Here is a 12395-nt window from a genome sequence, read left to right on the forward strand (position 1 = left end):
CTGCCTGCGGGCCCTCGACGTGGTAGGATACACGGCTGTCGCTTGATCGACGATCGAAAGGGTGGGCAGAGATATGGAGAGGCGGCTCACCGCGATACTTGATGCCGATGTGGTCGGCTATAGCCGCCTCATGGGAGAGGATGAGGGCGGCACGCTGGCCCGACTGAAGGCCTGCCGCCGCGAGTTGGTCGATCCCGCCATAGAAGAGTTCCACGGCCGGATCATCAAGCTCATGGGTGATGGTGCGCTGGTTGAGTTCGCGAGCGTTGTTGACGCAATCCAGTGTGCCGCCGTGATCCAGCGGAAAATGGCCAGCCGCGATCAGGGCGTATCCGAGACACAGCGGATTCAGTTTCGCATCGGCGTCAATCTCGGTGACATCATTGTCGAAGGCGATGACATTTACGGCGACGGCGTCAACATAGCCGCCCGCCTGCAGGGGCTGGCCCAGCCAGGCGGCATCTGCATATCCGGCACAGCGTTCGATCACGCGGTGCACAAGGCCGATGTCGGCTTCTCAGTTCTCGGTGAGCAGCATCTGAAGAACATTGCCGACCCGGTTCGCGTCTATCGCATTCTGCTCGACCCCTCGCAGGCAGGAAAGGTCGTTGCCGCAACGCGCCTTCCCGGCCGACGGGCTATGATCCTGGCAACGGTCGCAGCGCTGCTGATCACGGCCGCCGCAATTGTCTTCGCAACGCAAGGGCCGTTTGCGCCGCAACGGCTATCCGTCGCGGTGTTGCCGTTCGTCAATTTGAGTGGCGACCCCGGCCAGGACTATTTCACCGATGGCATTACCGATAACCTGATCACCGATCTCGCCAAGCTTTCGGACCTTGACGTCATCGCCCGCAATTCGGTGTTCGCCTACAAAGGCAAGGCCCGCGTTCCGGCCGACATCGGCCGCGATCTCGGTGTCCGCTTTGTCATCGAGGGCAGCGCGCAGCGGACCGGCGATCAAATCCGCGTCAATGCGCAGCTCATCGATGCCGCAAGCGGCGACCATCTGTGGGCGAACCGATTTGACCGCGCCGCGGGAGGTGTATTCACGTTACAGGACCAAATGAGCCGGCAGATCGCCGAAGCGCTCGGCCTGGAGCTCACTCAGTCCGACACTGAGCGGATTGCCCGTCCGCCGACTGCGAATCTCGAAGCATACGACTACTACCTGCGGGCCGAGCAGGCGGCGCGCACCGGCCGGCGGTCCCGGATGCTTGAGGCACTGGCGCTCTTTGATAAGGCCGAGGCGCTCGACCCCAGTTTTGCAGATGCCTTCGCAGCCGACGCTCGGGCCACGGCTTATGTCTGGCGAAGCGCCTACGACGACGTGCTACAAAGCGCATTGGCGCGAAAAAGGGCCTACGACAAGGCGAGCCGCGCCCTGGCGCTTGATCCCGACCTGTCATCGCCTTACGCCGTTCTCGCCGTCATGCAGGTCGTGGACCGCCGCTACGAGCAGGCGATCGCTACGGCGCAGCAGGCCGTGTCGCTTGGGTCCGCCGATGCCGAAGCGCAAATGGCCGTTGCCTACGTTCAATTGTTTTCCGGTAACCATGCCGAAGCCGCAGCGGCCGTCGAGACGGCGCTGAGATACGATCCGAACCTCTCCGCCGTCGATCGGCTCACGGCAGGTCTGGTCTTTTTTCTGCTGCGCGAAAACGCGAAGTCCATCGACAATTTCGAACGCGCTCGCGATGGTTCGCCGGGCAACGGCGATTTCGCTACGCCGCTTGCTCTGGCCTATGTCCGGGCCGGTCGTCTTGATGACGCCCGCGCGGTTGTCGCCGATGGTCTGCGCCTTTTCCCCCGAAGCGATTGCCTGGCGGGCTGGCGGCTCAGCCTTGGCCATTTCCGCAACGAGCGGGATCTCGCCTCCATCCTCGATGCCCTGCGCGAGGCCGGCCTGCCCGAATGGCCGTTCGGCTTCAAGGGAGACGAGCGTAATCGGCTGCACGGTGACGAGATCGCAAGCATCGTCGTTGGCAAACTCCTGCGGGGAAAGACCGAGCCCTCGGGAAGCCCGGCACTCATGCAGATCGAACCGGACGGCAAGGCGGCATTCCGCTCGATGACGCAGATGATGACCGAGAGGGTCTTCGTCGACAGGGACATGCTCTGCGAGCAAAGTGAAAATGCATTCGGTCAGGCCGATTGCGGTCCGGTCTATAGGCGAACGAAGCCGTCCGGCGAAACCGGCTACACCTACGCCAACTCCAGCAAGGTCTTTCACTTCTCGCCGGCGAAATAGACGCGATCCAGTCGAGGTTAGTGATACTGATCCAGTTCGAGAACGGCTGCGACCTTTGGCCAGTTGCCGTCGGCCTTCGGTACTTCCGCGGCCGCGTGGGTGGCGAACCACTCCGCAGCGTCCTTGGCGTAGATCAGGTAGAGCTTGCCGTCGATGATCTTGAAGGCTTCCGGATCGATATTGATCGTGACCGACCCGAACGCAACCTCGCCCGCACAGTAGCCGCCGTATTGAGGCGCATATTTGGTTGGCTCGCTGATGAACATTTCGCGGTGTTTCGCATTGGCGAAATGCCACGGCGTTCCCAGCCATTCGTAGGAGAATGTCTCGGAGCCCTTCACCGGCTTGCCTTCGGTGAAGTAGGCGACCGCGTCGTATCCCATGATCGCCACGCCGCCGAAGTAGCCCGTGTTCACCGAGTCGTCGGCGAAAGCCGATGGTCCGCCGGCGGCCGCTGCGCCGACCAGGACGAACAGCGCCACAGAACCTCGAATGCCTCGCGCGAAACCGCTTTTGGTCATTGCATCCATTTGTGCCTCCTGCTCAATCGTGGATTTCCATGCACTTCGCGTAATCTTGCTCGCCGAGGAAGCTGGCCGGAGGGCAGGTCGCGCCATGCCGCTTGAACAGCCGGACGATGTCCGTGTTGCCCTTCCAGAATGCGCGGGTGATCGGCGTGTAGCCGTGAACCTCTGCATGGCCGACATCGGCTCCCTCAGCGAGCAGAAACGTGGCGAGAGCGACGTGGTTTTCCTCCCCGGCAACCATCAGCGGCGTGACACCCGCTTTATTGGCTGCGTCGTCGAGCGTCGCCCCGCGGCCAATAAGCAGCTTGCTGATCGGCAAGCTGCCGGAATAGGCCGCGGCATGAAGCGGCGTAAAGCCGCCCGAGTTGCGCGCCATAACGTCGGCACCTTTGCCGATCAGCAATTCGGCTATGGCGACTTGGTTTGCGAGAGCGGCGTTTATGAGGGGCGTTGCTTGGTCGCGTGTCCGGCTGTCCACAGCTGCACCCGCGGCCAGAGCCTGCTCGACGGCGGCGGTTTCTCCAGCTGCGACGGCGTCGAACAAGGGATCACCCGCGGCCGCCATTGTCGCCGCGAAAATCAATGCTACCGATGCCAGCAACCCGCGCATGACCGGACCTTCGAGGTTGCTTAAAAATAACATGGGCCCCGGATTTTGGCTAGGCAGCGTCTCAGGGGATGCTGCACCGACGACAGGCTGCGGAGTGTCGCGCAAATTCAGGGGCGGCCTCATAAACGTGATCGACCCATCTATTGACTTGGACAGACTTTCGATTTACGACTGACGAAAATCAAAATTCGTCAGTCGTAAATCGAAAGTCTGTCCAGATGGATGATATTGCCGACACCCTCGAAGCCACGCGGCAGGAAAACATCACCCGAATCCTCGATTCGGCGGAGCGGCTTTTCCGGCACTATGGGTACTCCAAGACCACCGTCGCCGATGTCGCGCGTGATCTTGGCATGTCGCCGGCCAACATCTACCGTTTCTTTGCCTCGAAAACTGAAATTCACCAGGCGGTCTGCGGCCGCATGCTCGCGGGCAGTTACCAGCAGGCCCTTGAAATCTCCCGTCTGCCGATCAGTGCCGCCGACCGTTTGCGCCGGTACCTCTATACGCAGCATCAGCTTGTTCTGACGGCCATGCTCGACCAGGAGAAGGTGCATGAAATGGTCGTCGTTGCCATCGAGCGCGACTGGCATGTCATCGAGAAGCATATCGACCGGATACAGGAACTCGTCGAAGAGATTATCCGGCAGGGCATTCAGGCTGGCGAATTTGCCGAGCAGGACGCTGCTGCCGCGTCTCGCTGCTTCGGGGCGGCGACGGTCAACCTGTGCCACCCGCAGATGGCGGCGCAATGCCTCAGCAAGCAGAACCGGGCAACGCCGGAAGAGCTCGTCGAATTTGCCATCAAAGCCTTGAGATAAACGGAAGCCCTGGCGGCGCCGTTTGAAATTGTTTGTTTTTCAGGATTACGAAAATGTCGTCGATCAGTCATAGCTGTACCCGGATGTCGTCCTTCACTTTTCTGGCTGCCGCGCTCCTTGCACTCGCCGCCTGCTCGGAGGAGAAGGCCGAGACCAGGGAGATCCTCCGCCCGGTCAAGGTGGTTGAGATCGCGCAGGCGAACGACACCCGGACGCTCGACTACTCGGGGTCGGTGCGCGCCCGCGTCGAAATGAACCTCGGCTTCCGTATCAGTGGCAAGATCAGCGGGCGCCTCGTCGATATCGGCGAGAAGGTCAAGTCCGGCGATTTGCTCGCCCGCATCGACCCCGCCGACTACGAGCTTGCCGTGCAAAGCGCGCGGGCAAGCCTCGATGCGGCCGAACGGCAGGTCGAGACCGCGGAGCTGGCCCGCAACCGCGCCGAACAGCTCTTTGTCAAGAACGTCTCGCCGAAATCGCAACTCGAACAGGCTCAGCTTAGCTATGACCAGGCGGTCGCCACCCGCGACACAGCCCGCTCGGCACTCGACCAGGCGAAGAATCAGGTCAGCTACACCGATCTGAAATCCGACCAGAACGGCATCGTCACCGCCATCAATGCCGATGTCGGCCAGGTCGTGGGTTCGGGGACGCCGGTCGTGACGGTTGCGGTCGACGGTGAAAAGGAAGTTCTGGTGGCAGTGCCGGAATCGGACATCGCCCAGTTCAAGCCGGGAAAGATCGTGGCGGCCAAATTCTGGTCCGATGCCGCCTTGACACTGCGGGGCAGGGTTCGCGAAGTCGCAGGCAGCGCCGATCAGCAGTCGCGCACCTTTGCCGTCCGCATCAGCCTGCCGAACGACCCCAAGGTCCTGCTCGGCATGACCGCCAATATCGAGGCCTCCGCCGACAGCGCACGCCAGCTTGTCTCCATTCCGTTGAGCGCTCTGACAAAGAAGGATGATCAGCCGATCGTCTGGACGGTCGACCGCGCTGCTGCGACCGTGCATTCCCGCCCGGTCAAGATCGCCGATTTCGTCGGCGACGGCGTGCGCATCGCCGAAGGGTTGAAGCCCGGCGATGTCGTCGTTTCCGCAGGAACGCAGTTCATGACGGAGGGACTGAAGGTGAAACTGGATGGCGCAGCAGGGCAGCAATCGGCCTTGGCCGACACTGCCACTCTGACGCGCTGATCCTGGTTTGATCGAGAACGGAACGAAGCCGATGAACACCTCCACCGATCAAAAGCAGTCCTTCAATCTCTCCCGCTGGGCGATCGAGCATCCGAGCATCGCGCGCTTCCTGTTCGGCCTGATCCTCATCACCGGCGTTTTGGGCCTGATGCGCATGGGCCAGAAGGAAGATCCGGATTTCACCTTCCGCGTCATGGTTGTGCAGGCGATCTGGCCGGGCGCCTCAATTGAGGAGATGGAAGACCAGGTCGTCAACAAGATCGAGCGCAAGCTGCAGGAAACGCCACATCTCGATTTCGTCCGCTCATACACCCGCCCTGGCAGTGCCATCATCACGCTGCAGGTCGAGGGCGACACCAACGCCGCGCAGGTTGCAGACGCGTTCTACCAGGTTCGCAAGAAGGTCGGGGATATCGAAAACGAGCTGCCGCAGGGCCTGCTCGGTCCCTATTTCAACGATGAGTTTGGCGATACCTTCATCACGCTGCACTCACTGAGCGGTGACGGCTACAGCTACCCCGAGCTGAAGAAGTTCGCCATCCAGGCGCGTGACATGCTGCTAACGACGCCCGGCGTCGAAAAGGCCGTCATCATCGGCGATCAGCCGGAGAAGGTCTATATTGACATCTCCTCCAAGGTTCTCGCCACGCATGGCCTGACGCTGACTGATGTCCAGAATGCCATCAAGGGCCAGAACAATGTCGATCCAGCGGGCTCCGTCGATACCGGCAGCCGCTCCGTGCGCATCGCTGTCGATGGCGGCGTGACCAAGCCAGCGGATATCCGCGAGTTGCGACTGAGGGCCGGCGACCAGGTCACTCGTCTCGGCGATATCGCCGCCGTGTCGTCCGGGCTCGAAGATCCCTATCAGCGCAAATACCGCTTTAACGGCGAGGACAGCGTCCAGCTCGGCGTCGTCATGGCCAAGGGCTTCAAGGTGACAGACGTCGGTGCTGCCGTCGAGGAAACCTACAAGCGCTTCGGATCCGCGCTGCCCTATGGCGTCAAGGTCGACCAGATTGCCAACCAGCCGGAGGTCGTGACCGACGCGGTCAGCGAATTCATGCATGCTCTCGGCGAAGCGCTGGTGATCGTGCTCGTTGTCTCCTTCCTGTCGATCGGCTGGCGCTCCGGCCTGGTGATCGCCATTGCCATCCCGCTCGTGCTCGCCGCCACCTTTGCCATCATGTACGAACTCGGCATCGACCTTCAGCGCATTTCGCTCGGAGCCCTCATCATCGCGCTCGGCCTGCTTGTCGATGACGCGATGATCGTGGTCGAGATGATGGAACGCAAACTCGAGGAGGGGCTGCACAAGGTCGATGCAGCGAGTTTCGCCTATTCCTCGACCGCCTTTCCGATGCTGACCGGCACTTTGATCACCACGGCCGGCTTCATCCCCGTCGGTTTCGCGGCCTCGACCGCCGGCGAATATGTGCGCTCGTTGTTCTACGTCGTCGGGATTGCGCTGGTCGTATCGTGGTTCGTGGCGGTCTATTTCACGCCCTGGCTTGGCTATATGATCCTCAAGCAGCGCCATCATGCCGGGGAGCATCACGACGTTTTCGATACGCGCTTCTACCGCCGCCTGCGCGCCACTGTCGGGTGGGCCGTGCGCCACCGCGTCATCGTACTTTCGCTGACGCTGGTCACCTTCGCCACCAGCCTGTGGGCCTTCCAGTTCATTCCGAAAAACTTCTTCCCGCAGTCCTCAAGGCCTGAAATCCTCGTCGATCTCTGGTTGCCGGAAGGCACCAGCATCAGGGAAGTGGAGGCACAGGCCAAGGCGCTGGAAGCGAAGATGATGGACGACGAGGACAAGAAGTTCATCGCCACCTATATCGGCGAAGGCGCGCCGCGCTTCTTCCTGCCGCTCGACCAACAGCTGCGCAATCCGAACTTCGCCCAGCTTCTCGTCATGGCCAACGATGAACCGGCCCGCGAGCGGCTGATCGTCAAGTTGCGGGGCATCCTTGCGCAGGACTTCCCGTCGATCCGCAGCAAGGTCGATCGCCTGTTCCTCGGTCCCCCAACCGGCTGGCCTGTCCAGATGCGCGTCATGGGGCCGGATCGTGCCGAGGTCCGCAGGATCGCCGACGAAGTGAAGGCGAAGTTTTCCGAAAACCCGCAGCTCGGCGCCATCCACGACGACTGGCTGGAGCCAGTTCCTGCCATGAAGCTGGTGATCGACCAGGATCGTGCCCGCGTTCTGGGTGTGACGTCGCAGCGCATTCGCCAGATGCTGCAGGCATCGATGACCGGCGCGCCGATCGATGATTTCCGCGACGGCGAGGAAACCGTATCCATCGTCGCCCGAGAACCGGAAACAAGCCGTCACCTGCTGTCGGCGGTGGATTCGGTCTACATCCCGACGGATTTCGGCAGTTTCGTACCCCTGTCACAGGTCGCCAAGGTCGTCCCGGTTCTGGAACAGGGTATCGAATGGCGCCGCAACCGCCTGCCGACGATTACGGTGCGCGGCACCTTGCCGGACGGCGTGCAGCCGAACGACGTGGCGATGAAGATGTATGCCGACCTGAAGCCACTGCGCGACGGACTTGCGCCGGGCTATACGGTCGAGATCCAGGGCGGTGCCGAAGATTCCGCCAAAAGCCAGCAGTCGATCGCCGACAAGGCGCCGGTCATGCTTGCCGTCATCGTCGTGCTCTTGATGATCCAGCTGCAGCATTTCGGCAAGGCGATGCTGGTCTTGGCGACCGGCCCGCTGGGCATTATCGGTGCGGCCGCGGCCCTCCTGATCAGCGGCGCGCCTTTCGGCTTCGTCGCCATCCTCGGCGTCATCGCTCTGCTCGGCATCATCATGCGCAACTCGATCATCCTCGTCGATCAGATCGACCAGGATATTGCTGCCGGCATGGAACGATCGGAAGCGATCATCGGTTCGGCCGTGCGCCGTTTCCGGCCGATCGTGCTGACGGCAATGACGGCTGTGCTGGCGCTGATCCCAATCTCGCGCGGCGTTTTCTGGGGCCCACTCGCCTTCGCCATGATGGGCGGCATCCTCGTCGCCACCGTGCTGACGATCCTCGTGCTTCCAGCCGGCTATGCCCTATTCTTCGGGAAAGAGCCAAAGAAAAGTGTTGCCGAACCCGAGCAAGTGAACGAGGAACCGGAGCCGGAAGCGATGTATCCGGCATCCTTGGCCGCCGAGTAACGCGCTGTGACCTGCAGAGAACACCGCTGAAAGTCGCTATTCGCTTTTAGCGGTGTTCAATCGATTTATGGTCCGGCGAGCCATCCGCTACGCGCATAGCGCATGGCTGCTCTGCAAAATTCTGCCTACGATTTAAGCGAGAATCATGTATAGTCAAATTATCGAAGCGATGCACCTCCTCCCGCAAAGCTGCGATTGCGAGTGTCCTTACTCCTCCTCCCAGAGGGCACTTGCGGAATGGCGACACTCCTCCTCCCAGTCGCCGTTCGGTTCTATTTGAAAGCCTGCCGCACCTCCTCCCGCGGCAGGCTTTTTCGTTTGTGGTCTTGGAAGACAAAAGCCGCCTGCCCTTGACTTGCCATGGCTCACAAGAGCGTCGTCAGCCGGAATGCAGGGAAACCCGCGCTCGACGAGATCGCGCCGTCGGCGCAATCAAATGGATCGCTTGCGTCCTCGCAAGCAGGCCTCCTTTCTCCCGTTACCCCGGAATTGGCAGCAAGTGCCACAAAGCGGCAAGTTCTCGAAGATTGCTTTCAATTAGTCACCCAGAAGATTTCAAATGGTCACCACGTGACTTTCAATTGGTCATAGCCGTACTTTCAAACGGTCACCAAGGAGCGAAGCTGTGGCGATTTATTCAAGACTCGTTGAGCACCGCGTCAACGACGCTCTGTCAGACACTCGTGTCGTATTGATCGTTGGCCCCCGTCAATCCGGGAAGACAACGCTTGCCAAGAAGACGGCCAAGGCGGTCACTGCCACGGCCCGCAAAAGCGCCGTCTTGTTCTACAATACCCTGCGGCACGGTATGGAATACAGCGATCCGGGAGCCTCCCACTACGAGGAGAATTACCGTCGACGCGTCCTCACCAATCTCGAGCGAAGAGCAAAGTCGTTCGGGTATACCCTACAGCCCGCGCCAACATCCGGCTGAATGTTTCTTAGGAATTGCGGGAAAGTGTTGATCCCGACCAACGGCCTGGACGTTTCCTCCTTACGGGATCGGCTAATCTTATGACGCTGCCACGGGTGGCGGACTCGCTCGCAGGGCGCATGGAGATCCCGCGTTACTGTCCTCGAAAAATTTGAAAGTCTTTCGCTTTCGCCGTCGAAATGGACGGCTAGCGATCCGGCTTGCGAAAACGCACAATCATGACGCCGTAAATGAGGCCTCCGGCATCCCTTGGCGGGACGCGGGACCCTGATCGGGCAGGAGCCCCGACAAGTCGTGACGATTTGAAGATCGGTACAAATAGGTGGTCGCCGGAGGAGAAGGCGGTCCGCCAATGATATTTGCCGGGATTGGATTATTCCGGCTAAGGGAGGAAATATGTTTGAACGGCTCTTCAAGCTGAGTGAGCACAACACGACGGTCCGCACCGAGCTGGTCGCCGGCCTGACGACATTTCTCACAATGTCGTACATCATCTTCGTCAACCCGGACATCTTGTCGACCACCGGAATGGATCGCGACGCGATCTTCGTCGCGACCTGTATCGCCGCAGCGCTCGGCTCGGCGGTTATGGCGCTCGTCGCCAACTGGCCGATCGGCATGGCACCGGGCATGGGCCTTAACGCCTTCTTCGCCTTCACGGTGGTTGCCGCACTCGGCTTCACCTGGCAGCAGGCTCTGGGCGCGGTCTTCATCTCGGGCCTGATTTTCGTCTTCCTGACGGTCACTGGCATTCGCAGTTGGCTGATCGCCGGCATCCCGCATTCACTGCGCAGCGCAATCGCCACCGGTATCGGACTTTTCCTCGGCATCATAGCGCTGAAGAATGCTGGCATCGTCGTCGACAATCCGGCAACGCTGGTCGGTCTCGGCAGCCTCAAGGCAACCGGGCCGCTGCTGGCGATCTTCGGCTTCTTCGTCATCGCCGTGCTCGACGCGCTGCGTGTCCGCGGGGCCATCCTGATCGGCATTCTGGCCGTGACCGTGCTGTCATGGATTACCGGCGTCAGCGAGTTCCGCGGCATTGTCTCGATGCCGCCGAGCATCGCGCCGACCTTCCTGCAGCTCGACATCGTCGGTGCCCTGCATGGCGGCCTGTTCCATGTCATCCTCGTCTTTGTTCTGGTCGAAGTCTTCGACGCCACTGGAACGCTGATCGGTGTCGCCAAACGCGCCAATCTCATCCAGGAAGGCAAGCGGAGCCGCCTCGGCCGGGCGCTTCTTGCGGATAGTACCGCAATCGTCGCCGGTTCGCTGATCGGCACCAGCAGCACCACCGCCTATGTCGAAAGCGCCTCTGGCGTGCAGGCCGGCGGGCGCACGGGTCTGACTGCTCTCGTCATTGCCATCCTGTTCCTCGCCTCGCTGTTCATCTCGCCTCTCGCCGGCTCGGTCCCGACCTATGCGACGGCGCCGGCGCTGCTTTACGTGGCAGGCCTGATGATGCGCGAACTGACGGAAGTCGAATGGGAAGACCTGACGGAAGCCGCACCGGCCGCGCTGACGGCGCTTGCAATGCCCTTCACCTACTCGATCGCCAACGGCCTCGCCTTCGGCTTTATCAGCTACGTCGTCCTGAAGGTGTTCACTGGCAAATGGCGTGTGCTGCATCCGGCAACGATGATTGTCGCGGCACTCTTCATCATCCGCTTCGCCTTCTTCGCGGATTGATGGATAGGGCGGGGCAGCTCGCCGCGCCCGCCGATAGTTACCCCCGACCAGGACGTTGTCCGCCCCGAAGGGGGCGGACAACCGCAGGACCACGGCGTGGTCGCGATCGGCGAGCACGAATTCCCGATCGGCCGTGTCTACAAAGTAGAAGGTGATACCTGGCTCACGCTTAAGGGTGCCGCCGCCAACCCGCCGCGCGTGGGCGACCTCGCGGCGGTCTCCGTCAACGCTGAGCGGCGACGCGAGCTGTCGCGCAGCCACACCCTGTGCCACCTCATGATGGCGGCAGGCAAGGCGTGCCTTGAGGACTTCGACAGCAAGGGTGCGGCGATCGACGAGACAGGCAGGTAGGTCAGGATCAGCTTCCGCACCACTTCGGTCTTCGACGAGATTGCGATCAACATGATGGATGCTGTCGTCAGGCACCTCATCGCCAAGGACGCGCCCGTGACCTTCGCCACAGTCAAGTCCCTTGAAGACGGGGCAAGCCGCTATTCGCGCTGGCGTGTCGACTCATCGCTCGGTCTTACCGGCAAGATCCGCGTCGTCGATATCGCCGGTATCGATGCGAACCCGTGTTCAGGTTCGCATGTGAAAAGCACTGGCGAAGTTGGCCCGTACATCTTCTCGCAAGAGGAGACGCGGGAAGGCGATCTTCATCACTTCCATGCGGAACGCACGGCGACCTGGATGTACTGGTTTGGTGAAGAATTGCTGATCGGCTTCGACTGGCAGGCGCTTCACGCACGGACGGCCTATCTTCGTCACCAACGCAACCTCTGCCGCTAGCAAGCTGCCTCTTTCCGGTTCGCATGACGGCGCTTCCAAGGGGGCGCCGTCTTGCTTTTCGCCCAGCATGGACAGGTTTGCCGTCGAAAACCCCGTGTGGGTGCCCTGCCGTCTTTGGCGCGATCAAGTTCGGTTGGCGTCCCCTAGCAGGTGCGCGCTGTCGGCAAGCGGAAGCCCGCAGGCTGTCTTCCCCCGATGGGCTTCCATCCCTGACGCCGTTCTGCTGCTTGCGCCGCGCCTGCCACAAGGGAGGCTCGGCCGCGGTCAATTTCATTTCGAATCCAATCGCTCCGGTCGCGACCTTGTGGCGGCCGGACCTGGCGGTCGGCCAGGAATTGCTCCGGCAAGGCCCATTCGGTAACGTCTGGTGCCACTTTTGGGGGGCTGCGGCCGGACGGATGCCAATCAA

At 61.3% G+C, this 12395-nt stretch carries 10 protein-coding genes; 8 read left to right on the top strand and 2 right to left on the bottom strand.

From position 1 onward, the window contains the following. Positions 1 to 73 precede the first annotated feature (73 nt). Positions 74 to 2248, top strand: a complete 2175-nt coding sequence (locus tag WI754_RS24380) for an adenylate/guanylate cyclase domain-containing protein (RefSeq protein ID WP_341487850.1) — start codon at positions 74 to 76, stop codon at positions 2246 to 2248. Between the two features lie 17 nt (positions 2249 to 2265). On the opposite strand, the gene WI754_RS24385 is transcribed toward WI754_RS24380, so the two are convergent. Both WI754_RS24385 and WI754_RS24390 read right to left on the bottom strand, forming a co-directional pair. Beyond that, on the bottom strand, positions 2266 to 2778 hold the full coding sequence (locus WI754_RS24385; protein ID WP_341487851.1) for a YHS domain-containing (seleno)protein: 513 nt from the start codon (positions 2776 to 2778) through the stop codon (positions 2266 to 2268). A gap of 13 nt (positions 2779 to 2791) precedes the next feature. After that, entirely contained in the window at positions 2792 to 3385 is a 594-nt protein-coding gene (locus WI754_RS24390; protein WP_341487852.1) for an ankyrin repeat domain-containing protein, read from the bottom strand. Positions 3386 to 3603: 218 nt separating this feature from the next. On the opposite strand from WI754_RS24390, the gene WI754_RS24395 reads away from it, so the two are divergent. The 7 genes from WI754_RS24395 (at position 3604) to WI754_RS24425 (ending at position 11986) form a co-directional block, all read left to right on the top strand. Beyond that, a complete protein-coding gene (locus WI754_RS24395) occupies positions 3604 to 4206 on the top strand; it encodes a TetR family transcriptional regulator (RefSeq protein WP_341487853.1) in 603 nt (200 codons plus the stop codon). Between the two features lie 83 nt (positions 4207 to 4289). Next, a complete protein-coding gene (locus tag WI754_RS24400) occupies positions 4290 to 5399 on the top strand; it encodes an efflux RND transporter periplasmic adaptor subunit (RefSeq protein WP_341487991.1) in 1110 nt (369 codons plus the stop codon). Positions 5400 to 5430: 31 nt separating this feature from the next. Further along, on the top strand, positions 5431 to 8574 hold the full coding sequence (locus WI754_RS24405; protein WP_341487854.1) for an efflux RND transporter permease subunit: 3144 nt from the start codon (positions 5431 to 5433) through the stop codon (positions 8572 to 8574). A 625-nt stretch (positions 8575 to 9199) separates the two neighbouring features. After that, a complete protein-coding gene (locus WI754_RS24410) occupies positions 9200 to 9508 on the top strand; it encodes an AAA family ATPase (RefSeq protein WP_341487855.1) in 309 nt (102 codons plus the stop codon). 396 nt (positions 9509 to 9904) lie between these two features. Continuing rightward, on the top strand, positions 9905 to 11197 hold the full coding sequence (locus tag WI754_RS24415; RefSeq protein WP_341487856.1) for an NCS2 family permease: 1293 nt from the start codon (positions 9905 to 9907) through the stop codon (positions 11195 to 11197). 96 nt (positions 11198 to 11293) lie between these two features. Next, a complete protein-coding gene (locus tag WI754_RS24420; protein WP_341487857.1) occupies positions 11294 to 11548 on the top strand; it encodes a hypothetical protein in 255 nt (84 codons plus the stop codon). Between the two features lie 51 nt (positions 11549 to 11599). Beyond that, a complete protein-coding gene (locus WI754_RS24425; protein ID WP_341487858.1) occupies positions 11600 to 11986 on the top strand; it encodes a hypothetical protein in 387 nt (128 codons plus the stop codon). Positions 11987 to 12395 lie beyond the last annotated feature (409 nt).

Origin of the sequence: Pararhizobium sp. A13, from assembly GCF_040126305.1 — a bacterium.
Lineage (GTDB): Bacteria > Pseudomonadota > Alphaproteobacteria > Rhizobiales > Rhizobiaceae > Pararhizobium.

Coding starts and splice junctions, on each gene's coding strand:
- WI754_RS24380 (WP_341487850.1), top strand. CDS start 74: ATGGAGAGGCGGCTCACCGCGATACTTGATGCCGATGTGGTCGGCTAT.
- WI754_RS24385 (WP_341487851.1), bottom strand. CDS start 2,778: ATGGATGCAATGACCAAAAGCGGTTTCGCGCGAGGCATTCGAGGTTCT.
- WI754_RS24390 (WP_341487852.1), bottom strand. CDS start 3,385: ATGCGCGGGTTGCTGGCATCGGTAGCATTGATTTTCGCGGCGACAATG.
- WI754_RS24395 (WP_341487853.1), top strand. CDS start 3,604: ATGGATGATATTGCCGACACCCTCGAAGCCACGCGGCAGGAAAACATC.
- WI754_RS24400 (WP_341487991.1), top strand. CDS start 4,290: ATGTCGTCCTTCACTTTTCTGGCTGCCGCGCTCCTTGCACTCGCCGCC.
- WI754_RS24405 (WP_341487854.1), top strand. CDS start 5,431: ATGAACACCTCCACCGATCAAAAGCAGTCCTTCAATCTCTCCCGCTGG.
- WI754_RS24415 (WP_341487856.1), top strand. CDS start 9,905: ATGTTTGAACGGCTCTTCAAGCTGAGTGAGCACAACACGACGGTCCGC.
- WI754_RS24425 (WP_341487858.1), top strand. CDS start 11,600: ATGATGGATGCTGTCGTCAGGCACCTCATCGCCAAGGACGCGCCCGTG.